This window comes from Cupriavidus sp. UGS-1 (assembly GCF_021213615.1).
Taxonomy (GTDB): domain Bacteria; phylum Pseudomonadota; class Gammaproteobacteria; order Burkholderiales; family Burkholderiaceae; genus Cupriavidus.
Window position 1 is genome coordinate 55,681 of sequence record NZ_JAJQJF010000001.1, and the last position, 23,013, is coordinate 78,693.

Consider the following 23,013-nt stretch of genomic DNA (forward strand, 5'->3'; position numbering starts at 1 on the left):
CGCAGGCCAAGCATGACCGATCACGCGCGCCCCATCGTCGTCCGACGCGTCGCCGCCCACGACAAGCCGCACGGCAACCACAGCTGGAAGATCGCCTACGCCGATTTCATGACGGCGATGATGGCCTTCTTCCTGGTGCTGTGGCTGCTGAGCACGTCGACGCCGAAGGACCTGGTGCAGGTGGCCGAGTACTTCCGCACGCCGCTGAAGGTCGCGATCGCCGGCGGCCAGAAGACCAGCGAGTCGCCGAGCGTGATTCCCGGCGGCGGCATCGATCCGGCCAGCAAGGACGGCGAAACGCGGCGCATGCGCGAGGACGACCCCCAATCGCTGCAGAAGCGCCGCGACCAGCTCGAGACCGAGCGGCTGCGCGCGCTGAAGCAGCGGCTCGAACAGCTGATCGAGAACAACCCGGTGCTGCGCCAGTTCCGTCCGCAGCTGCTGCTGGACATCACCAGCGAAGGGCTGCGCATCCAGATCCTCGATACGCAGAACCGGCCGATGTTCCGCACCGGCAAGGCGGTGGTCGAGCCGTACATGCGCGACATCCTGCGCGAGATCGGACCGGTGCTCAACGAGATGCCGAACAAGGTCAGCCTGTCGGGCCATACCGATTCGTCGACCTACATGAACGGCGAGCGGACCTATTCGAACTGGGAGCTGTCGGCCGACCGCGCCAATGCCTCCCGCCAAGAGCTGATCGCTGGCGGCATGCAGGAGGGCAAGGTGCTGCGCGTGCTGGGCCTGGCCGCCACCATGCCGCTGGACAAGAAGGATTCGCTGGCGCCGGTCAACCGCCGCATCAGCATCGTGGTGCTGAACCAGCGCGCCCAGGCCCGCTTCGAGGCGGAGAACGCCAGCGCGGCCGACGTCGCGGTGCGCGCCAAGGCCGGCGAGTCGGCGCAGGCGCTGCAGCAGGGAATGGACGAGGCGACCGGCGCGTCGGCGGCGCGGGCGCAGTAGAAAGGCTTGCCCTCTCCCCCGGCCCCTCTCCCGCAAGCGGGAGAGGGGAGCGCCTTCCGCATGCCGAGGGTGTTCCCCTCTCCCGCATGCGGGAGAGGGGTAGGGGAGAGGGCAGCCGGCGCTTAAATCAGTAACAAAATTTAATAAGACCGTCGGCGAGGTCGATAACCAGCTGGTAACGGCTCAATGCTTAGCAATCAGTGATTCAGGACGGTCATGTCTGTCGATATCGATATCACGCAGTTCTACCAGACCTTCTTCGAGGAAGCGGAAGAGCTGCTCGTTGAAATGGAGCAGTTGCTGCTCGGCCTCGACATCGAGGCGCCCGACGCGGAAGACCTCAATGCGATCTTCCGCGCGGCGCATTCGATCAAGGGCGGGGCGGCGACCTTCGGCTTCAGCGCGCTGACCGAAACCACCCACCTGCTCGAGAATCTGCTGGACCGCACGCGCCGCCACGAACTGGCGTTGTCCAGGGCCATCATCGATACCTTTCTGGAAACCAAGGACGTGTTGCAAGACCAGCTCAACGCCTACCGCAACGGTACCGAACCCGATCCGCAGACCCTTGCGCGCATCTGTGCGGTGCTGCAGCAGCTGGCGTACGAGACCGGTGGCGAAGCACCGGCCCCCGCGCCGGTAGCGGCCGCTCCGGCGGCGGCCCCGGCTGCCGCCACGGCCGCGCCCGGCGGCGCGCTGAAGGTGCGCCTGCTGAACGTGTCGAAGGACGACCAGGCGCTGCTGCGCGAGGAGCTCGGCAATCTCGGCGAGATCCTCGGCGAGACGCAGAGCGACAGCGAGCTGGCGATCGAGCTGGCGACGCAGTGCAGTCCCGACGATATCGTCGCGGTCTGCTGCTTCGTGATCGACGCCGAGCAGATCGTGATCGAACCCGCCACGGGCGCGGCTGCCGCGGCGCCGGCCGCCACCGCCGCGACGGCCGTTGCCGAAACCGTGGCCGCGCCGGCTCCGGCCCCCGTTACCCCCGCACCGGCGGCGGCACCCGCAGCCAAGGACAAGGAGCGCGCCAAGGCCAGTGCCGCGGCCGCGCACCAGGAGTCCGGCTCGATCCGCGTGCCGACCGAGAAGGTCGACCAGATCATCAACCTGGTCGGCGAACTGGTGATCACGCAGTCGATGCTGGCGCAGACCGCGTCGTCGCTCGACCCGGTGCTGTTCGACCGGCTGTTCTCCGGCATGGGCCAGCTCGAGCGCAACGCGCGCGATCTGCAGGAAGCGGTGATGTCGATCCGCATGATGCCGATGGACTATGTGTTCTCGCGCTTCCCGCGCCTGGTGCGCGACCTGGCCGCCAAGCTTGGCAAGCAGATCGACCTGGTGACCTTCGGCAAGGCCACCGAACTGGACAAGAGCCTGATCGAGCGGATCATCGACCCGCTGACCCATCTGGTGCGCAACAGCCTGGACCACGGCATCGAGACGCCGGACAAGCGCGTCGCCGCGGGCAAGGATCCGACCGGCCAGCTGATCCTGTCGGCGCAGCACCACGGCGGCAACATCGTGATCGAGGTCAGCGACGATGGCGGCGGCCTGCGCCGCGACAAGATCCTGGCCAAGGCGATGCAGAACGGCCTGCCGGTGTCGGAGAGCATGAGCGACGAGGAAGTGTGGCAGCTGATCTTCGCGCCGGGTTTCTCGACCGCCGAGGCGGTCACCGACCTGTCGGGCCGCGGCGTCGGCATGGACGTGGTCAAGCGCAACATCCAGGAGATGGGCGGCCATGTCGAGATCAGCTCGCGCCCCGGCAACGGCACCACCACCCGCATCGTGCTGCCGCTGACGCTGGCGATTCTCGACGGCATGTCGGTCAAGGTCGGCGAGGAGACCTTCATCCTGCCGCTGAACTGCGTGATGGAGTCGCTGCAGCCGAAGGCCGACGACGTGCGCACCGCCGCCAATACCGAGCGCGTGATGCACGTGCGCGGCGAATACCTGCCGCTGCTGGAGCTGCACCGCGTCTTCAACGTCGAAAACGCGGTACAGGAGCCGACCCAGGGCATCGCCATCATCCTGCAGGCCGAGGGCAAGCGCTTCGCGCTGCTGGTCGACCAGCTGATCGGCCAGCACCAGGTCGTGCTGAAGAACCTGGAGACCAACTACCGCAAGGTGCCCGGCATCTCGGCCGCGACCATCCTGGGCGACGGCAGCGTGGCGCTGATCGTCGACGTCGCCGCGCTGCAGCGCACCGGCGTGCGGCGCCAGGAGCCGGCGCTGGCGTAACGACAAACGGATATTCATACCGTCGTCCCCGCGAAAGCGGGGACCCAGCGACTCGACACACGATGCGGGAAAGACGCTGGGTCCCCGCCTTCGCGGGGACGACAAGGATTGAACAAGGAGCAACACATCATGGCCGGCATCGGACATAGCGACACCCCCGGAAGCGAGGCGGCGGGCCAGGAATTCCTGGTGTTCACGCTGGGCTCCGAGGAATACGGCATCGACATCCTGAAGGTGCAGGAGATCCGCAGCTACGACGGCGTGACGCGGATCGCCAACGCGCCGGACTTCATCAAGGGCGTGACCAACCTGCGCGGCGTGATCGTGCCGATCGTCGACCTGCGCATGAAGTTCCGCCTCGGCAATGTCAAGTACGACCACCAGACCGTCGTCATCATCCTGAACATCGCCGGCCGTGTGGTCGGCATCGTGGTCGATGGCGTGTCGGACGTGCTGACGCTGACGGGCGAGGCCATCAAGCCGGCGCCCGAGTTCGGCGTGTCGGTGTCGACGGAGCACCTGACCGGCCTGGCGACCGTCGAAGGCCGCATGCTGATCCTGCTCGATATCGAACGGATGATGACCAGCCCCGAGATGGAGCTGATCGAGGGCGAGGCCGCCTGAGCGGGCGCGGGCCCCCAACGGCCCGCCGCTCGCCATCGCCAGCCCCGCGCATCATCCTCACCTCGTCGCCACCCTCGCCGATCCGCCCGCAGACATGACGCCGCACCGAACCCCCGCTCCCCGCGCCGCGGCCCCCGCCATGCCGCTCGCCACGTTGCGGGACGACGCGCGCGACTTCCTGCTGACCGACCGCGACTTCGACAAGGTGCGCGCGCTGATCCACCGCCGCGCCGGCATTTCGCTGGGCGCGCAGAAGCGCGAGATGGTCTACAGCCGGCTGGCGCGCCGCCTGCGCGCGCTGCATCTGAGCGACTTCGCCAGCTACCTGGCGCTGCTCGAAGCCGACGAGTACTCCGGCGAGTGGGAGTTCTTCACCAACGCGCTGACCACCAACCTGACCTCGTTCTTCCGCGAGGCGCACCATTTCCCGCTGCTGGCCGAACATGCCAAGCGGATCGGCCGGCCGTATTCGGTCTGGTGCGCGGCGGCCTCGACCGGCGAGGAGCCGTATTCGATCGCGATCACGCTGGCCGAGGCGCTCGGCGATCGCGCCGGAACCGTGCTGGCCACCGATATCGACACGCAGGTCCTGGCCAAGGCGCGGACCGGCGTCTATTCGGCCGAGCAGGTCGCGCGGCTGTCGCAGGAACGGCTCAAGCGCTTCTTCCTGAAAGGCACCGGGCAGCGTGCCGGCCAGGTCAAGGTCAAGCCCGAGCTCGCCTCGACGATCACGTTCGAGCCGCTGAACCTGCTGGCGCCCGACTGGGGCATCCGCGAGCGCTTCGATGCGATCTTCTGCCGCAACGTGATGATCTATTTCGACAAGCCGACCCAGGGCCGCATCCTGGAGCGCTTCGTCCCGCTGCTCAAGCCGCATGGCCTGCTGTTCGCCGGCCATTCGGAGAATTTCTCCTACGTGACGCGCGCCTTCCAGCTGCGCGGGCAGACCGTCTACGAACTGGCGCCGGGCGCCGCCAGGGCCGGAGCCGCCTGATGCAGACGCCGCACCTGCCGGAGGCGATCGCCACCCGCACCTACTTCGACCGCGAGTTCGGCAAGCAGGCGATCAAGCTGCTGCCCAACGAGTACTACGTGACGCGCGACGACGTCGTGCTGACCACGGTGCTGGGCTCGTGCGTGGCCGCCTGCATCCGCGACGAAAAGGCCGGCGTCGGCGGCATGAACCACTTCATGCTGCCGGACGACGAGAACGCCGGGCCCGACCGCGTGCTATCCGCATCGATGCGCTACGGCTGCTATGCGCTCGAGGTGCTGATCAACGAGCTGCTGAAGATGGGCGCGCGCCGCGAGCGGCTCGAGGCCAAGGTGTTCGGCGGCGGCGCGGTGCTGGCCAACATGACCACGCTGAACATCGGCGACCGCAACGCCGAGTTCGTGCTGCGCTATCTGAAGACCGAAGAAATCCGGGTCGCCGCGCAGGACCTGCGCGGACCGCACGCGCGCCGGGTCAGCTATTTCCCGCAGACGGGCCTGGCGCTGGTGCGCCGGCTGACGCGCCAGGACGACCAGGCGGTCGTCGAACGCAGCGAACGCGCGCTGGCGCGCGCCATTTCCGCGACGCCGGTACGCGGCGGCGTCGAGCTGTTCGGGCGGCGCGGCGCCGCTTCCACCGTTTCCTGAATTCGAAGGACCCGTTTTCGACATGACCGCCGCCGCCAAGATCAAGGTGCTCTGCGTGGATGACTCCGCGCTGATCCGCAGCCTGATGACGGAGATCATCAATAGCCAGCCCGACATGGAGGTGGTCGGCACCGCGCCGGATCCGCTGGTCGCGCGCGAGATGATCAAGCGCCTGAACCCCGATGTGCTGACGCTGGATGTCGAAATGCCGCGCATGGACGGGCTCGATTTCCTCGAACGCCTGATGCGGCTGCGGCCGATGCCGGTGCTGATGGTGTCGTCGCTGACCGAGCGCGGGTCGGAGATCACGATGCGCGCGCTGGAACTGGGGGCGGTCGACTTCATCACCAAGCCCAAGCTCGGCATCCGCGACGGCCTGCTCGAATACACCGACACCATCGCCGACAAGCTGCGCGCCGCCTCGCGCGCGCGCCCGCGGCCCGCGGCGGCGCCCGGCGCCGAGCCCGCGGCGCCGGCGCCGATGCTGCGCACGCCGCTGCTGTCGACCGAGAAGCTGATCATCGTCGGCGCTTCCACCGGCGGCACCGAGGCCATCAAGGAATTCCTGATGCCGCTGCCGCCCGACGCGCCCGCGGTGCTGATCGTCCAGCATATGCCGGCCGGCTTTACCCGCTCGTTCGCGCAGCGGCTCGATGGCCTGTGCCGCATCAAGGTCAAGGAGGCGGAACATGGCGAGCGCGTGCTGCCGGGGTATGCCTATATCGCACCGGGCGACCAGCACCTGCTGCTGGCGCGCAGCGGCGCCAACTATGTCGCGCACCTGTCGCAGGACCCGCCGGTCAACCGGCATCGGCCGTCGGTCGACGTGCTGTTCGACTCGGCCGCCGTGCATGCGGGCAAGAACGCCATCGGCGTGATCCTGACCGGCATGGGCCGCGACGGCGCGCGCGGCATGCTGCGGATGCGCGAGGCCGGCGCCTACAACCTGGCGCAGGACGAGCAGAGCTGCATCGTGTTCGGCATGCCGAAGGAGGCGATCGCCGCCGGCGGCGCGCACGAGGTGGTGCCGCTGTCGGCGATGAGCCAGCGCGTGATGGCGCGGCTGGCCACCTTCGGTACCCGCGCGCAGCGCGTTTGAAAACCACGCGGATGCGCCGCGGCTGCGCGGCGCGTCCGGATAGACGCAATCATCCACAACCGTAATGGAGCCGTAGAGTGGACAAGAACATGAAGATCCTGGTGGTCGACGACTTCCCGACCATGCGCCGCATCATCCGCAACCTGCTCAAGGAGCTGGGTTTCGCCAACGTCGAGGAAGCCGAAGACGGCGCCGCCGGCCTCGAGAAGGTCAAGGACGGCAGCTTCCAGTTCGTCGTCTCGGACTGGAACATGCCCAACATGGACGGCCTGACGATGCTGCAAGGTATTCGCGCCGATCCGGCGATTGCCAAGACCCCGGTGCTGATGGTGACCGCCGAGGCCAAGAAGGAAAACATCATCGCGGCGGCGCAGGCCGGCGCCAATGGCTATGTGGTCAAGCCGTTCACCGCGGCGACGCTGGACGAGAAGATCACCAAGATCTTCGAGAAGATCGCCAAGGAAGGGGCTTGAGGCAGCCGCTATGTCCACCACGTCGAATATCAATATCGAGTCCGCCGAGCAGATCATCCAGCGCATCGGCAGCCTGACGCGCATGCTGCGCGACAGCATGCGCGAGCTGGGCCTGGACAAGGAGATCGAGCGCGCGGCGCAGGCGATCCCCGACGCGCGCGACCGTCTGAGCTACATCGCCAACATGACGGAGAAGGCGGCCGAGCGCACGCTGAACGCGGTCGAGCTGGCGCAGCCGATCCAGGCCGATCTGGAGAAGCAGGCCGAGGCGCTCGACAAGCGCTGGGAGGACTGGTTCGCGCGGCCGGTGGAGCTGGCGGATGCGCGCGAGCTGGTGCTCGACACGCGGTCGTTCCTGACCGAGGTGCCGACGCAGGCCCGCGCCACCGGCAGCCATCTGCTCGAGATCATGATGGCGCAGGACTTCCAGGACCTGACGGGCCAGGTCATCAAGAAGATGATGGACATGATCCAGACGCTGGAGCAGGAGCTGCTGCAGATGCTGATCGACAATGTCCCGGCCGAGCGCCGCGTCGAGACCGGCCCGGCGACGCTGATGAACGGACCGCAGGTCAATCCGGAAGGCAAGCACGACGTGGTATCGGACCAGTCGCAGGTCGACGATCTGCTGGCGAGCCTGGGTTTCTGAGCTTCCGAACCTGCGACTGCCTGAACGCCTGAACGCCTGTACGCTTGTACGCCTGTACGCGAACGGCGGTGCGTTCAGCCGATCGTCCTGTCGGCTGCCGGCAGCGTGTCGTACAGCGCCCAGACCCGATCGCGCCACGCCGTCGCACCGATGCCGCGAAGCAGGCCGTGCACGGCGCCGCCGCGCGCTTCGCGGTGCAGCGCTTCGATGGCGTTCAGCAGGGGCGGATACACCGTGTCGACGCCTGTTTCGTCACGCGCGTCCGCGGCCCAGCGGGCCAGAGCGGTGACGATGACGACCTCGTGCCGCTGCTGGCCGGGCAGCTGGTGGTGCGCGAGCAGTTTGCGAACCTGTGCCAGCAGCCACAATGCGACCTCGGCGTTCCAGGTCCAACGGGTGTACGTGGCCGCTGAAGTGAGGTCGAGCAGGATGGCACCACGCTGTCCCGGCGTCAGCATGTCCAGCAGCCGCTCCAGTTGCTCGCGAACCGAATCGATGGTGACGGGCGCCCCGTTTCGGACGGCATCGCGCCACATCTCGCTGCTGCCCGACATGACGCCGAACAAGCTCTTGGCCAGGGGCTCCATTGCCTTGTGTCGGACCGGAGCCGGCAAGGCCGACACGCGCGCGAGATGCAAGTCCCAATAACAGGGATGGGCGCCAAGCGTCTTGATCGCGCCCGCCAGCGCGGACGCCTTGCCGCGGTCGGAGACATCCGTGGCCAGCTGCAGATAAGCCGATACCGCGCCCTCCGGATCGGCATGCCATCGGCCCAGGTTGCACACCATCGAGGGCAGCAGCGCTTCGCGGACACCCGGCGGCCAGTCCTTGATGAGCCCATGCACCAGGTTCCACCGACGTGTCGAATCGGCCGGCCGTGCGTCCATCGCATCGACCCGGAAAGCCAGGAGCTTTGCCAATCTGGCCTTGACCGACATGTCGCGCGCCGCATCGGCCAGACGAAATACGGTGGACCAGACGCTCTCCAGCCGCTCGGCCTGGTCCGCGATCGACAGCAGGTGTTCGCACAGCTCGACGCACAGCGATGCATCGAGACGCATGGCGCAATCCGCGAGGTAGCCCGCCATGCCGCTGTCCGCGATGGCGCATCGCTCCTCAGGCTCGACCACGTGGGCGACCATGCCGAGAAGCACGCGTGCGGTCTCGGCGGGCCGCAGCCGTTGTACCGCGATGTCGGCCAGCGATCGCCAGCGCGGCAGCGATGTCTCCGGCAGCGGATGCGTGGCATCCATTCGCACGCTGCGACCCAGTGCCATCAATACCTCGGCGCATGACTGCGCCGGCAGCTCGGTGGCGCAATGGAGCAGCGCATCCCAGCGCGCGCGGCGATCGGACACCGTCACCCCAAGAAGATCGCCAGGATTCGCCTCCTCCAGGCCAAGCGCCGATGCGCACAGCAGCTTCGTACGAAGCGCGCACGCGGGCTCGCCTCGCGATGCCAGGGCTTGTTGCCGCTCGAACAGGCAGGCGTGCGTCTCGAGCCAGCGCGTCCCCGATGCGCGATCGGGAGCGCTGGCGTAGGTGCCGATGGCGGCCAGCAGCGCGATGGCGTCCTGCTCGTCCGGTGCATCGTCCGCGATGGCCAGCCATTGCCGCAGCGGCATTTCCGCCAGAACGCTGCCCTTGCTGTCGGATACGCAGGTGGCCAGTGCCCGGCTGCAATCGCCCGGCGGGAGGGCAAGCATGTCGGTCACGAAAGCGGGACGACGGGCATGCTGGATGCGGGTGCCAGCGGCCACGGCGGGGCGAAACGGTGCCAGTATGCGGCTGGCTTCGTCGTCCAGGATCCTCCATCGCGTCGTGACGCACTGGAACAGGCGCTCGTGGAGAACCGCATGCCATGGCTTGAGCAGTGCCGCGATTTCCGCACAGCGCGCATGCAGCTGTGTCAGCGAGCGGGTCCATCGGATGCGGTCCTTGACCCGGGCGGGACCGGTGAACAGCCGCTCCATCACGGCATGGATATGGCGATTGACCCGGGCCAGCCGGACCTTGTCGGCCTTGTGCAGCCAGGTGGCGACATGTTCGAGCACATGGTCGTTGGTGCCGAGGCCTTCAGGGGGTGCGGTGGCAGGGGAGGGGGGCGTAGCGGTCAGTGGCATGGCGGCAGACAGGGCGATCAGAAGGGAAGGCATGGCGCCTGGGATGGGATTTCGCGCCGTTCACGCATCGGCTGGCCGGTCCCGTGCCTTGCGTTTGAGGCGATTGCCGTCGGCGGCCGGTGGCTCATCCTCGACCGGCAGCGACGCATGGAAATGCGCCCATACCGGCGCGAAGAGGTGGATCATGTCGGCCTTCTGGCAGGCATCGTGCAGCCAGTACAACGCGGAGGCGCACTGGTCCGGTTGCAACGTGCGAATCGCCGTGGCGAGCGCCGGCAGTATCTGCGCGGCGTCGCGCGGTTCGGTGAGCCGCGTGGCGCGTTCCGCCAGCGTCGTGAACAGCCTGACTTCGTGGCGTCCGCTGCGGGGCAAGTACAGCCCTTCGTCGATCAGCCAGGTAAATCGGTGGACGGAGGCGTAAGGCGCCATGGCCATCAATACGAAGCCGCGATCCGCCCACGTCAGCATGCCCAGCAGCTCGGTGAATTGTCGCCGCGCCTGACGCTCGCTGACGGGCCAGGCCGCGAGCGAGACATCGCCTGGTGCGGCCGCGGCAGTGTCGTCGGCTCGCTGCGGCGGTGGTGTGTCGGGCAACGGCTCGCGCGTGACCAGCAGCTTGTGCGCGATCGCGGCGAAGGGGTCGCGGCGCATGCGCCGCGGCAGATCGACCGCCGCGTTGACCATATCGGACCAATGGCGGGGGGCGTCGTCATACACCTGGAGCAGGCCCGACAGCAACGTGGGCCGATCGTCCAGATCGAGTTCCTCAAGTAAGCCCATCAGGCGCGGTACCGCGAAGCCGGCCGGCACGTCCGTGCTCAGCTCGGCATCGACCATGGCCAGCAACGGCTCGCGCCGCAGCGCGCGTGGCAGGGCGGCAACGCGGTCGCTCAGCGCGAACCAGCGTTGCAGGCGACCGTCGGCGTCCGGCAAGCGCTGGCCGAGCGCGACCAGGACCTGCTGTTGAAGCGCGGGCTCGAGCCCGCGCGACGCCCCGAATACCGCCTCCCAGATCCGCTCGTAAACCGCGACGGAATTCATGCGGGACGCCTGCTCGACTACCCGGTTCATCACGAGGACCGCGAGCGCGTCGGGCAGCCGGCTTGCCGCTTCCATCAAGGCGATATAGGGCGCCGGCCTCGAGGTGATCTCGTCGAGCCCGTCGATCCGGTCGAGCATGGCGACCAGGGCCTCATTGGCCTGGTCCGCCGGCATCTGGTTGCCGATCGCGCCGATGATGCGGTACCAACAGGTGTCGCGCGGCTCGGCGGGCATGTCCTGTTCCAACGCAGCGGCGAAGTCGCATGCCGCGCTTGCTGCCAGCGCCAGCCAGATCGGCGGCCGCGCTGCCGGCGGTAACGCCCGGGCTTCGTCGAAGACGCGATGCCAAAGCGATGCGCGGCACGCCATCCGCACGACATAACGCGACGGATCGCCCAGTGCCTCGGCGACCGCCGTCAGCAATTGCACGCGTTCGGCCAGGCTGGCCACGCCGGCGCGTCCCTTGCGCTCGTGGGCAGCCGCCAGCATGCCTTCGAGCAGGTCGCGCCATCGTTCCTTGTTCCTCGACGCCCTGGCGGCCAGGCCGGTCAGCGCCGGGACGCGTGCGTCCGCGTCCAGGGCCAGCGCGATATCGAGCAGGGCCGGGACCGGCCGCTGCGCGATGTCAACAAGCGGCGCGCGCGCAGTTGGCCCTGGCGCGTCGGTGTGGAGCAGTGCGAACCGGGCCATATCGGCGCGCATCTGGATGGCCGGATGGAGCTGTTCGACCGGCATCCGGTTCAACAGCGAACAGCGATCCGCCGGGGCCAGCTGGGCGATGTCGCCGAGCGCTCGCTGGAACGCCGAGTTCGAGACGATCCACTTCAATCGCTCGCGCAGTCGGACGGGTGCGACGAAGTCGCGATCGAGCTGGCCATGCATGCGCCTGGACGTCCGCGACAGCGCCACGATGGCCGCGCCGCGCAGCCGCTCGACGATCTGGCGCAGCATGCATTCGGGCAGGGTATCGAGCGCGATGCGCCCGGCGCCCTGGGCCAGGGTGCCATTGCCGGTGGCATGTTGCGCCGGCTCGGGATTGGCGTGGGCTGCGGCGATCGCTTCGCCGGATGAAGAGATAAGGAATTGGAAGGGCATGGTTGCCTCCGTCGTGTCGCCGCGCTTTCGCGCTGCGGTGTGGCCCGCCCCGGCCGGACAAGGGATCGAGCCGGGCACCATAGCGGCATGCCATCACCGGCTCTTTTCGAATTGCCCCGGATTTACCGCAATCGCTCGCCGGCGCGCCGCCATCCCGAAAGAATCCCGCAGGACCGCCGTTAACCTCTGTGATCGAACCGTTCTCGCGGCGCTGCGTGCCCGCGCGCCCCTGCCATCGGCCAAATAGCGTGGCAATCCCCCGCCTATTTCCCCTAATGGCGGCGCTCCCTCGCTCCGATAATCGACCCCGTCGAAGGGCGGCATGCCGCTTCGCCACGGAGCGGCCATGTCCGAAGAAAGCGATCTCGAGAAAACCGAACCCGCCTCACCCCGGCGCCTGGAAAAGGCGCGCGAGGAGGGGCAGGTGGTGCGTTCGCGCGAGCTCGGCACCTTCGTGATGCTGATGGCCGGCGTGGCAGGCCTGTGGGGCCTGGGCGGGATGCTCGGCCGCAAGCTCGATACCGTGATGCGCGCCGCGCTGTCGTTCGAGCCCGCCGTGGCGCACGATCCGGCCCGCATGCTGTCCGGCTTCGCGCAACTGGTGTGGGAATCGCTGCTGGGGGTGCTGCCCCTGTTGCTGCTGTTCGCCGTCGCCGCGCTGCTGGCGCCGATGGTGCTCGGCGGCTGGCTGTTCTCGACCAAGTCGCTGCTGCCCGATTTCTCCCGGCTGTCCCCGCTCAAGGGGCTGGGGCGGCTGTTCTCCGCGCAGTCGCTGGTCGAGCTGACCAAGGCCGTCGCCAAGTCGCTGCTGGTCGGCGGCATCGGCTTCTGGGTGCTGTGGCGCCATCTGCCGGACGCCGTGGCGCTGATGAACGCGCCGGTGCAGGAGGCGCTGCTGCGCCTGCTCGAGCTGGTGCTGCTGTGCTGCGCGCTGGCCGCCGGTTCGCTGCTGCTGGTGGCCGCGATCGACGTGCCCTGGCAATTCTGGGACTACTTCAAGAAGCTGCGCATGACCAAGGAAGAGGTCAAGCAGGAGCACAAGGAAAGCGAGGGCAACCCGCACGTCAAGGGCCGGATCCGTCAGCTGCAACGCCAGATGGCGCGGCGCCGGATGATGGCCGAGGTGCCCAAGGCCGACGTGGTGGTCACCAACCCGACCCATTTCGCCGTGGCGCTGCGCTACGAGGAAGGCCGCATGGGCGCGCCTCGCGTGGTCGCCAAGGGCACCGAGGAGGTCGCCGCGCGCATTCGCGAGCTCGCCGCCGAGCATCGCGTGCCGATCCTGTCCGCGCCGCCGCTGGCGCGCGCGCTGCACCGCCATGTCGAGCTGGGCCACGAGATTCCTTCCGGGCTGTACACCGCCGTGGCGGAGGTGCTGGCCTGGGTCTACCAACTGAAACACTGGCACCACGCCAACGGGCCGCTGCCCGAAGCCCCGACCGGCCTGCCGGTGCCCGACGAACTTGCCGTACCGGAAAGCCGCGCATGAATGCATTGAACTCGCTGTTCCGACTGCCCGGCGGGCAGTCCGCCGGCCAGCTGAAGGCACTGGCCGGGCCGCTGCTGATCGTGATGATCCTCGGCATGATGGTGCTGCCGCTGCCGCCATTCCTGCTCGATCTGCTGTTCACCTTCAATATCGCGCTGTCGATCATGGTGCTGCTGGTCGGCATGTACACGCAGCGTCCGCTGGACTTCGCCGCGTTTCCGGCCGTGCTGCTGTTCTCGACGCTGCTGCGGCTGTCGCTGAACGTCGCTTCCACCCGCGTGGTGCTGCTCGAGGGCCATACCGGCCCCGACGCGGCCGGCAAGGTGATCGAGGCCTTCGGCCATTTCCTGGTCGGCGGCAACTTCGCGGTCGGCATCGTGGTGTTTGCGATCCTGGTCGTGATCAACTTCATGGTGATCACCAAGGGCGCGGGCCGTATCGCCGAGGTCGGCGCGCGCTTCATGCTGGACGCGATGCCGGGCAAGCAGATGGCGATCGACGCGGACCTGAACGCCGGCCTGATCAACGAAGAGGGCGCGCGCAAGCGCCGCGCCGAGGTCGCGCAGGAATCGGACTTCTACGGCGCGATGGACGGTGCCAGCAAGTTCGTGCGCGGCGATGCGATCGCCGGCCTGCTGATCATGTTCATCAACGTGTTCGCCGGCATGGTGGTCGGCATGGTGCAGCACGACCTGGACTTCTCGACCGCGGTGCGCAACTACACGCTGCTGACCATCGGCGACGGCCTCGTTGCCCAGATCCCCGCGCTGGTAATCTCGACCGCCGCCGGTGTCATCGTCTCGCGCGTGTCGAACGACCAGGACGTCGGCGAGCAGCTGACCGGCCAGCTGTTCTCCGATCCGCGCGTGCTGTACCTGACCGGCGGCATCATCGGCCTGCTGGGCATCATCCCCGGCATGCCGCACATTGCCTTCCTGCTGCTGGCCGGCGGGCTGGTCTGGTTCGGTACCTATGTCAGCAAGCGCCAGCTGGCTGCCAAGCAAACCGCCAAGCGCGAAGAGCGTACGCCCGCCGCGCTGGCCAACGAGAACACCGAGGCGACCTGGGACGACGTCACGCTGGTCGATCCGCTGGGCATGGAAGTCGGCTACCGGCTGATTCCGCTGGTCGACCGCGCGCAGAACGGCGAGCTGCTGGGCCGGATCAAGAGCATCCGCAAGAAGGTCGCGCAGGAGGTCGGCTTCCTGGTGCCGGTGGTGCATATCCGCGACAACCTGGAACTGAAGCCCAACGCCTACCGCATCACGCTCAAGGGCGTCGAGATCGGCTACGGCGAGGCCGTGCCCGGCCAATGGATGGCGATCGATCCGGGCCAGGTCAGCGGCACGCTGCCCGGCACGCCGACGCGCGATCCGGCGTTCGGCCTGCCGGCGGTCTGGATCGACAGCGGCATCAAGGAACAGGCGCAGGCGCTTGGCTATACCGTGGTCGACGCCAGCACCGTGGTCGCCACGCACCTGAACCATCTGATCCACCAGCACGCGGCCGAGCTGCTGGGCCGCCAGGAAGTGCAGGCGCTGCTGGACCGTATCGCCAAGGATTCGCCGAAGCTGACCGAGGACCTGGTGCCCAAGACGATCACGCTGACGTCGCTGCAGAAGGTGCTGCAGAACCTGCTCGACGAGAGTGTGCCGATCCGCGACATGCGCACGATCCTCGATGTGATCGCCGAACATGCGCCGAAGATCAGCGACCCCAACGAGCTGACCGCGCTGGTGCGCATGGCGCTGGGCCGCGCGATCACGCAGCAGTGGTTCCCCAACGGTGCCGACCTGCAGGTGATCGGCCTGGATGCCGGCCTCGAGCGCGTGCTGTCGCAGGCGTTGAACTCGGGCGGCAGCATCGAGCCCGGCCTGGCCGATGCGCTGGTGCAGCAGGCGCAGGCCGCGGTGGCCCGCCAGGAGCAGATGGGCCTCGATCCGGTGCTGCTGGTCCCGCATGCGCTGCGGCCGTTGCTGTCCCGCTTCCTGCGGCGGACCATGCCGCAGCTCAGGGTGCTGTCGCACGCCGAGGTGCCGGACAACCGCAATATCCGTATTACCGCGATGATCGGCGGCGCGGGCTGAGTTGGATCGTCGGGGCCGGCGCCGCAGCCGCGGTGCGATCGCAGGCGACAGGAGCACTCCCTGTCGCCTGTTTCTCATCAGGGGCCAAAATAATTGCTGGCCGCTGCCGTTAACCCGGAGACGAGGACGTGCGGCGCCGTCATCGCCCAAATAGCGCCGCAATCCCCCGCCTATTCAGCCCAATAGCACGAGACCCCCGCTCGCATAATCGACACGTCGAAGAGGCCGGCTGCCGCTTCGCCACGTGGTGTCGATAGCCGAATGCGGCGATCCCCGCAACGTCCCGCTCCCTCCTTCCTGCGCGAGACGTCCGTCGCCACCACGCGAGAACAGACCGGCCTGTGCCCGTCGGCCGCATGCCGACACCATCGCGGCCAGCGATGCCGCGGTGCCGGACAACCGAACATCGAATGATTGCCACGAGCGGCGGTGCCGCTGGATCCCGCTGAAACAAGGGTCGCGAAACATGAGCGTAGCCAAATTTGTGGCGGCCAACGGCCGCGAAGCCTTGCGCCAGGTGCGCGAAGCCATGGGGCCGGACGCCGTGGTGCTGTCCAACCGCACCGTCGACGGCGGCGTCGAGATCGTGGCCATGCGCGATACCGATCTGGGCGCGATCTCGGACAGCGCGCCTCGGTTCCAGCCGCCGCTGCGCGAGCCGATCCAGGCCGCGGCCGCGGAGGACATCGACGGCATTCGCGGCGAACTGCAATCGATGCGCGCGCTGATCGAGCGGCAGCTGTCGGGCATCGCGGTCCCCGCCGTGCCGGCCGCCGCGGCCGATCCGCTGCGCGAGTCGCTGTTCGAATGGCTGGTCGGCGCGGGCTTTTCCGCGCAACTGGCGCGCACGCTGCTGGCGCGGCTGCCGGCCGGCTACGACCGTCCGGCCGCAATGGGCTGGATCCGCCAGGAGATCGCCAGCAAGGTGCCGGTGCTGGCCGACGAGGACGCGCTGTTCGGCCAGGGCGGTGTGCTGGCGCTGGTTGGCCCCACCGGGGTCGGCAAGACCACCACCACCGCCAAGCTGGCCGCGCGCTTCGTGCTGAAGCACGGCGCCGACAAGCTCGCGCTGCTGACCACCGACACCTTCCGGATCGGCGCGCACGAGCAGCTGCGGATCTACGGCGACATCCTCGGCGTGCCGGTGCACGCGGTCAAGGATGCGTCGGATCTGCGTCTCGCGCTGGGCGCGCTGTCGCAGAAGCATCTGGTGATCATCGACACCGTCGGCATGAGCCAGCGCGACCGCAACCTGTCCGAGCAGATCGCGATGCTGGCCGGCGCGCCGGCGCCGGTGCAGCGCGTGCTGCTGCTCAATGGCGCCAGCCACGGCGATACGCTCAACGAGGTGGTGCACGCCTACCGCCACGATGCCGCGCCGGGCGCCGGCATCGACGGCTGCATCATCAGCAAGCTCGACGAGGCCACCCATCTGGGCTCGGTGCTCGATGTCGTGATCCGGCACCGGCTGCCGGTGTTCTACGCGTCGACCGGCCAGCGCGTGCCGGAGCATCTGGAACTGGCGCGCGGCGACGCGCTGGTCGAGCGCGCCTTCCTGATGCCGCGGCGCGGCTCCGTGTTTGCCGACGCGCAGGCCGCGCGCCGCGCGCTGGCGGCGCAAGGCGCCGACGATGCCGCGGACGCGAGCCACGGCGCGCGCAGCGAAGCCCACGACGTGCTGCGCTCGATCGCCGACAGCGGCCATGCCGTCGGCGCCTGCGTCAACGCGCTGCGCGATGGCCCCTATGGCTTTGCGCTGCTGCGCGAGCTGTGGGCCAGCCGCGGCCAGGGCCAAGCCGCCCCGACCGAGCTGCGTCCGCTGGTACGCCAGGTCCGCGATGCCGTCTGCCAGGACGCCAGCCGGCATTGCGAACACTTCGTGCTGTCCGCCTCGGTGACGCTGCCCTGCGCGGTGCCGGGCCGCCGCGCGCCGCAGCCGTGGCAGCACACGCTGTGGCTCGGCGACCGCGACGGCATGCCGCTGATGGCCACCGTGACGCCGCTGGCGCGCACGCAGCAGGCCGGCGGCTGGGACACCGAGATGGCGGACTGGCGCGCCGCGCTGGCCGCACGCCGTACCGTCGTTCATCTGCTCGATACGATGCCGGCCGGCGCCACGCTGCAACGCTGGCAGTCGAGCGGCGAACGCTGGCTGGCGGCAGCACGCAAGAGCACGCGCGTGCTGTGCGATGGCACGGCATGGAAGCTCGACGCACTGGCCGACACGCTGACTTTCCACGCGCAGGCCGAGCTGCGCTGGCGCGACCGCGACGCGGTGCAATGGGTTGCGCAGACCAGGGTGCGCGTGCTGGAAGGGCAGGCCCGCGCCGCGCGCGGCACCGCCACCGAAGGCGGCATCGAGGCCGTGCTGCTGGTGGCGCGCACCATCGAGCGCGACAGCGGCCAGACGCTGGCCGTCGACTATCTGCTGGCCGATCCGGCGCTCGCCGGCGCCGGCGCGCAGCTCGCCCAGTGGGCACGCTGGGGCGAGGCCGCGGCGCTGCAATGCCGCACGCTGCGCCATGCGCTGGACCATCTCGGCCGCCCGGCCGGCACGTCGCCGCAGGCCTTTGACGTCGATGCGCTGGTCGCGCTGCAGGCGGGCATGACCGCGTTGCGGCTGGCTCATGCGCCGGCCCAGGCGGCGATCGACTGCCTGGCAGGGCTGGCCGGCCAAGCAGGCCGGTCGGCCGCCAGGGACGCGGCGCCCGGCGCCGCCGCGCTGCTCGAAGGACTGGGCCGCCTGCTGGCCTTGCTCGACGTGCTGGAGAACTTCCCGGGCCGCAACGCCGCGGCGTCGTCGCCGGCTACCGGCTCGAACGAACAGCGTGCTGCGGATGCGCCGATCGCCGCGATCCACGTCGCGACCCATGCCGATGCGGCCACTGCACCGCCCACTCCGGCGCTGCCCGAATCCGCGCAGCACCTCGCCCAACGGATGACGCGGAGCGCCGCGGGCACGCAAGAGAACGCGTCGGCGAAGTTCGACCTGGCCGCGCTTGGAGACTGATTGAACATGCTTGCCGTCGATCAGGCCGAAAGCCTGCGCCGCATGCTGGCGCCGCGCGCCACCCGCCGTATCGCCGTGTTCGCCTGCGAGCCGGGGGCCGGTGCGACCACGGTCGCGCTGGGCCTCGCGCATGCGCTGGCGCTGCAGGGCGAGCGCGTGCTGCTGGTCGATGAGGACCTGCCGCACGCGCGCGCGACGCGCCTTGCCGGTGCCTCGCCCTCGGGCACGCTGGCCCAGGTGCTCGCCGGCACCGTTGCGGCCGATGCCGCGGTCGGTCGCCGCGAAGCCGGCATGCCGGCGCTGCTGCCCGGCGATGCGACGGCGTGGGGCTCGCTGCAGGCGCTGCAGGACTTTCGCACCGTCGTCACCGACGCACGAGTCGGCGCCGATGGCGCGCTGTCACGCTTCGCCGGCGCCGCGCACAACCTGGTGGTGGTGATGCGGCCCGAACGCGAATCGCTGACCGCCGCCTATGCCTGCATCAAGCGGCTGCATCATCGTTACGCCTGCCGGCAGTTCGAGCTGGTGGTCAACGGCGCCGCCAGCGAAGCGTCGGCGATGGCCATCGCCGGCAATCTGGCGCGCACCGCGGGCCAGTACCTGGGCGTGCAGGCGCGCTGCGCCGGCGTGCTGCCGGCCGACCCGCTGGTCGCGCGCGGCACGGCGCTGTCGCGCGGCGTCGTCGACGCCTTCCCGGGCGCGCCGGCCACCGCCATGCTGCGCCGACTTGCCGCCAGCATCGCTGGCTGGCCTCTTTCACCCGATCCCGAACCGATGCCCGCTGCGGGCCCTCCTGGCGCCTCGACCATTGTCGCCAGCGCCGCGCCGCCCGCATCGGCGATGGCCTGCTAGCACTCGCGAGAATTCCACCATGTACACGATCCAGGGAAAGCTCGAACAGACCGACACCGTCCAGACCCATGCGCCGCTGGTCCGGCGCATCGCCCTGCAGCTGGCGGCGAAGCTGCCGGCCAGCGTGCAACTGGACGACCTGATCCAGGCCGGCATGATCGGCCTGCTCGATGCCGCCCGGCGCTACGAAGACACCCACGGCGCGCGCTTCGAGACCTATGCCAGCCAGCGTATCCGCGGCGCGATGCTCGACGAGGTACGCGCCAATGACTGGCAGTCCCGCAGCCTGCGCCAGTCGACGCGCCGGATCGAACGGACCGTGCGCGCGCTGGAGCAGAAGCTCGGCCGCACGCCGCTGGACTCGGAGGTCGCCGAAGAACTCGAGATGCCGCTGGACGAATACCAGAGCATGCTCAACGAGGTCTATGGCTGCCAGCTGCTGCACTACGAGGACTTCGAGCGCTCCGGCGAGGAGGACTTCCTCGATCGCCACCTGACCGTCACCGAGGACGGCAATCCGCTGACGCTGCTGATGGAGAGCGGCATGCGCGGCGCGCTGATCCGCGCGATCGAACGGCTGCCCGAACGCGAGAAGCTGGTGCTGTCGCTGTGCTACGACCAGGAGCTGAACCTGCGCGAAATCGGCGCGGTGCTCGAGGTCACCGAATCGCGCGTTTGCCAGATCCGCAGCCAGGCGATCAACCGGCTGCGCAGCCAGTTGCGCGGGCTGCTGTGATGGCTGGCACGGCAGCTCGCATGTTCCGGCCGATCGCGGCGGTCGCCGCGGCGATGACGTCGACCGCCGTCGTCGCCTCGCCGCTGATGCATACGAACTTCGGTGCCGACTCGCGCCATGCGTGGACGGCCTCGGTGTCCGCACCGGCGCTGTACGGCCGCGGCGTGCGGGCCTTGTCGGCGCCTATCCTACCCAGCGGCTTTCTGACACAGGCCGAAGGGGTGATCACCGCGGTGCGCTGGCGTTACCGTTTTGCCCGTGTGCCACCGCCAAATCTGCAAGCCTATCTCTGTAATGCCAACCGCTGCGTGATGCTGCCGGGGCCCGAGGGCAAGACCGATGCCTTCCGCGGGGATGATGCCGACAAGGGTTTCGTCTTTGCGTTCCGCATTCCGGGACAGGGGCCGCTGAGCCCCGTGCTGCAAGGACAGGCCAGCCAGATCACGGTCAGCTATCGCTGAATGGCGGGCGCCGCGGAGGCGGCAAGGTGACCGCGAAGCCGCCGTCGTGACGACGTGATTTGCGGTGGACTTGCCGGCTCGGAACGGGTGGCATTGAATGTGCTTGTTGCCAATGGAGAATTTGGCAGCGAGACATCGAAATGAGCCCCAACCGAACCAGCGGTAATCGCATCCGCCTGCTGGAGAACGGCGACGAATATTTCCCGCGCGTCTTTGCCGCGATCGCCGCCGCCCGGACCAGCGTGCTGCTGGAAACCTTCATCCTGTTCGACGACCGCGTCGGCGTGGCGCTGCGCGAGGCCTTGATTGCCGCGGCAAAACGCGGTGTCCATGTGGCGATCACGGTCGACGGCTACGGCTCGCCCGATCTGCCGCCGGAGTTCGTCGCCGGCATGGTCGCCGCGGGCGTGCGCTTCCACATCTTCGCGCCACGCCGGCGGCTGCTGGGCGTGCGGACCAATCTGTTCCGCCGGCTGCATCGCAAGCTGGTGGCGATCGATGGACGGATCGCCTTCATCGGCGGCATCAACTTCTCCGCGCAGCACCTGACCGACCATGGTCCGCAGGCCAAGCAGGACTATGCGGTCGAGGTGGAGGGACCGGTCGCCCACGAGGTGCATCGCTTCCTCGCGCAGACGCTGCCGCCGGGCGACGTCGAAGTGCCCGCGGTCCCGCCTCCGCCGCCGGCCGGCACCATGGCCGCGTGGCTGGTCACGCGGGACAACGACGCGCATCCGACCGATATCGAATGGGAGTACCTGCAGGCGATCCGCGCCGCGCGGCACCAGGTGGTGATCGCCAACGCCTACTTCCTGCCCGGCTATCGCGTGCTGCACGCGATCTGCGAGGCCGCGCAGCGCGGCGTCGACGTGCGGCTGATCCTGCAGGGCAACCCCGACATGCTGTGGGTCAAGCGGATGGCCGACATGCTGTACGCCCATCTTCAGGACGCCGGCGTGCGCATCTTCGAATATTGCGAGCGGCCGCTGCACGGCAAGGTCGCGGTGATCGACCGTGACTGGTCCACCGTCGGCTCCAGCAATCTCGACCCGCTGAGCCTGTCGCTGAATCTCGAAGCCAATCTGGTGATCCGCGACGCCGGCTTCGCCCGCGGCCTGCGCGAGAACCTCGACACGCTGATGGCCAATGCGTGCCGCGAGATCCCGCCGAATCGCCAGACGCGGCGCGCGCCGCTGCAGCTGGCGGCGACCACGCTGATGTTCCACTTCCTGCGCCGCTTCCCCGCATGGGCGGGCTGGCTGCCGGCCCACACGCCGAAGCTGGTGGTGGCCACCGCCGAGCCGCCGCGCCGGCCCTGGCGATTTCCGGTCCTGAAGCGGGGCGCCGGCGGAGCGGAATAGATGACGGTACACAGGGATGACGCGCGAGGATGACGGCAATACGACGACGGCAAATCGACCACGACAACCAGATGACGGCACGACAGGCGACTGACCACGACACGAGAACACGGCGGCGCAGCCGCTGGGCGCAGGTGCGCCGCGTATTGGGCATCGTCTTCGTCGCGCTGGTGGTGGTGCTGGTGGTCAGGAAGCTTGCCGAGGTCGAATGGGCCGAAGTCTGGGTCACGCTGCAGGAATACGACTACCGCACGCTGACGCCGGCTGCGCTGCTGGTCGTCCTCAGCTATTTCTGGCATTCGGCGTTCGACCTGCTGGGCCGCTGGTATGCGCGGCATCGGCTGTCGTCGCCGCGCGTACTGGTGATCGCCTTCGTCAGCTATGCCTTCAATCTGAACCTGGGCGCGCTGGTCGGCGGGCTCGGCATTCGCTATCGGCTCTATTCCGGGGCGGGACTGTCGGGCGCGCAGATCGCGTCGGTCTATACGATCGGCGTGGTCAGCAACTGGATCGGCTATCTGGCGCTGCTCGGCGCGGTGCTGGCTGCCCGCACCGTGGTGCTGCCGCCCGAGTGGGGGCTCAATGCCACGCTGCTGCAGATCGCGGGGTTTGCGCTGCTGGCCGCGGTCGCCGCGTATCTGGTCGCGTGCGCCAGGGCGCGGCGGCGCCGCTGGACGGTACGCGGCCATGCCTTCCATCTGCCGCCGTTGCGGTTCGCGGTGATGCAGTGCGCGCTGTCGATAACCAACTGGCTGACCATCTCGGCCATCATCCAGACGCTGCTGCCATCGTCGGTGCCGCTGCTGGTGGTGCTGGGCGTGGTGCTGATCGGCAGCATCGCCGGCGCGGTCGCGCATATTCCGGCGGGCCTGGGCGTGCTCGAGACGGTATTCGTCGTGCTGCTGGGCGACCGCGTGCCGCACCACGCGCTGCTGGCCGCATTGCTGGCCTATCGGGCGATGTACTACCTGCTGCCGATGCTGCCGGCGGTGGTGGGATATTTCCTGCTGGAGGCGCGGGGAAGGCGCGCCAGCACGGTCGAGCCGACCGCGTGAAGGGTCGGGTTCG

The 23,013-nt window shown here is 68.7% G+C and carries 18 protein-coding genes; 16 read left to right on the forward strand and 2 right to left on the reverse strand.

The window, feature by feature from the left end:
* Nucleotides 1-12 precede the first annotated feature (12 nt).
* The 8 genes from motB to cheZ all read left to right on the forward strand — a co-directional run bounded on the left by motB (nucleotide 13) and on the right by cheZ (nucleotide 7,690).
* Nucleotides 13-963: a flagellar motor protein MotB gene (motB, locus tag LRR16_RS00275; protein WP_023264293.1), complete on the forward strand. Its 951-nt coding sequence runs from the start codon at nucleotides 13-15 to the stop codon at nucleotides 961-963.
* Nucleotides 964-1,179: 216 nt separating this feature from the next.
* On the forward strand, nucleotides 1,180-3,204 hold the full coding sequence (gene cheA / locus LRR16_RS00280) for a chemotaxis protein CheA (RefSeq protein WP_232204322.1): 2,025 nt from the start codon (nucleotides 1,180-1,182) through the stop codon (nucleotides 3,202-3,204).
* Nucleotides 3,205-3,333: 129 nt separating this feature from the next.
* Nucleotides 3,334-3,828 (forward strand): chemotaxis protein CheW, encoded by a 495-nt coding sequence (locus LRR16_RS00285; protein ID WP_006579683.1) that lies wholly within the window; start codon nucleotides 3,334-3,336, stop codon nucleotides 3,826-3,828.
* Nucleotides 3,829-3,922: 94 nt separating this feature from the next.
* A complete protein-coding gene (locus LRR16_RS00290; protein ID WP_043439985.1) occupies nucleotides 3,923-4,822 on the forward strand; it encodes a CheR family methyltransferase in 900 nt (299 codons plus the stop codon).
* Complete coding sequence (gene cheD, locus LRR16_RS00295) at nucleotides 4,822-5,469, forward strand: chemoreceptor glutamine deamidase CheD (protein WP_006579681.1); 648 nt, start codon at nucleotides 4,822-4,824, stop codon at nucleotides 5,467-5,469. The genes LRR16_RS00290 and cheD overlap by 1 nt, the downstream gene beginning before the upstream one ends.
* Before the next feature lie 22 nt (nucleotides 5,470-5,491).
* Entirely contained in the window at nucleotides 5,492-6,568 is a 1,077-nt protein-coding gene (locus LRR16_RS00300) for a chemotaxis response regulator protein-glutamate methylesterase (protein ID WP_232204323.1), read from the forward strand.
* Nucleotides 6,569-6,645: 77 nt separating this feature from the next.
* Complete coding sequence (cheY, locus tag LRR16_RS00305) at nucleotides 6,646-7,041, forward strand: chemotaxis response regulator CheY (RefSeq protein ID WP_006577576.1); 396 nt, start codon at nucleotides 6,646-6,648, stop codon at nucleotides 7,039-7,041.
* A gap of 10 nt (nucleotides 7,042-7,051) precedes the next feature.
* Entirely contained in the window at nucleotides 7,052-7,690 is a 639-nt protein-coding gene (gene cheZ, locus LRR16_RS00310) for a protein phosphatase CheZ (RefSeq protein WP_006577575.1), read from the forward strand.
* Between the two features lie 74 nt (nucleotides 7,691-7,764).
* Here cheZ and LRR16_RS00315 read toward each other — a convergent pair whose 3' ends face one another.
* Nucleotides 7,765-9,846, reverse strand: coding sequence for a hypothetical protein (locus LRR16_RS00315; protein WP_232204324.1), 2,082 nt, complete (start codon nucleotides 9,844-9,846; stop codon nucleotides 7,765-7,767).
* Between the two features lie 27 nt (nucleotides 9,847-9,873).
* A complete protein-coding gene (locus LRR16_RS00320; RefSeq protein WP_232204325.1) occupies nucleotides 9,874-11,949 on the reverse strand; it encodes a hypothetical protein in 2,076 nt (691 codons plus the stop codon).
* A gap of 346 nt (nucleotides 11,950-12,295) precedes the next feature.
* On the opposite strand from LRR16_RS00320, the gene flhB reads away from it, so the two are divergent.
* The 8 genes from flhB (at nucleotide 12,296) to LRR16_RS00360 (ending at nucleotide 23,000) form a co-directional block, all read left to right on the forward strand.
* Nucleotides 12,296-13,438: a flagellar biosynthesis protein FlhB gene (flhB, locus tag LRR16_RS00325; protein WP_006577572.1), complete on the forward strand. Its 1,143-nt coding sequence runs from the start codon at nucleotides 12,296-12,298 to the stop codon at nucleotides 13,436-13,438.
* Nucleotides 13,435-15,525 carry a flagellar biosynthesis protein FlhA gene (gene flhA / locus LRR16_RS00330; protein ID WP_006577570.1) on the forward strand — a complete coding sequence of 697 codons (2,091 nt, stop codon included), beginning with the start codon at nucleotides 13,435-13,437 and terminating at the stop codon, nucleotides 15,523-15,525. The genes flhB and flhA overlap by 4 nt, the downstream gene beginning before the upstream one ends.
* Nucleotides 15,526-15,991: 466 nt before the next feature.
* Nucleotides 15,992-18,535 carry a flagellar biosynthesis protein FlhF gene (flhF, locus tag LRR16_RS00335; RefSeq protein ID WP_232204326.1) on the forward strand — a complete coding sequence of 848 codons (2,544 nt, stop codon included), beginning with the start codon at nucleotides 15,992-15,994 and terminating at the stop codon, nucleotides 18,533-18,535.
* A 6-nt stretch (nucleotides 18,536-18,541) separates the two neighbouring features.
* Nucleotides 18,542-19,387 (forward strand): flagellar biosynthesis protein FlhG, encoded by an 846-nt coding sequence (locus tag LRR16_RS00340; RefSeq protein ID WP_232204327.1) that lies wholly within the window; start codon nucleotides 18,542-18,544, stop codon nucleotides 19,385-19,387.
* A 19-nt stretch (nucleotides 19,388-19,406) separates the two neighbouring features.
* The gene (locus LRR16_RS00345; protein ID WP_006579141.1) at nucleotides 19,407-20,123 is read left to right on the forward strand and encodes an RNA polymerase sigma factor FliA; all 717 of its coding nucleotides are present in this window, start codon (nucleotides 19,407-19,409) and stop codon (nucleotides 20,121-20,123) included.
* 20 nt (nucleotides 20,124-20,143) lie between these two features.
* The gene (locus LRR16_RS00350; protein WP_006579140.1) at nucleotides 20,144-20,584 is read left to right on the forward strand and encodes a flagellar protein FlhE; all 441 of its coding nucleotides are present in this window, start codon (nucleotides 20,144-20,146) and stop codon (nucleotides 20,582-20,584) included.
* Between the two features lie 140 nt (nucleotides 20,585-20,724).
* Nucleotides 20,725-21,945, forward strand: a complete 1,221-nt coding sequence (clsB, locus tag LRR16_RS00355) for a cardiolipin synthase ClsB (protein ID WP_006579139.1) — start codon at nucleotides 20,725-20,727, stop codon at nucleotides 21,943-21,945.
* 71 nt (nucleotides 21,946-22,016) lie between these two features.
* Nucleotides 22,017-23,000 (forward strand): lysylphosphatidylglycerol synthase domain-containing protein, encoded by a 984-nt coding sequence (locus tag LRR16_RS00360; protein WP_232204328.1) that lies wholly within the window; start codon nucleotides 22,017-22,019, stop codon nucleotides 22,998-23,000.
* Nucleotides 23,001-23,013: the final 13 nt, after the last annotated feature.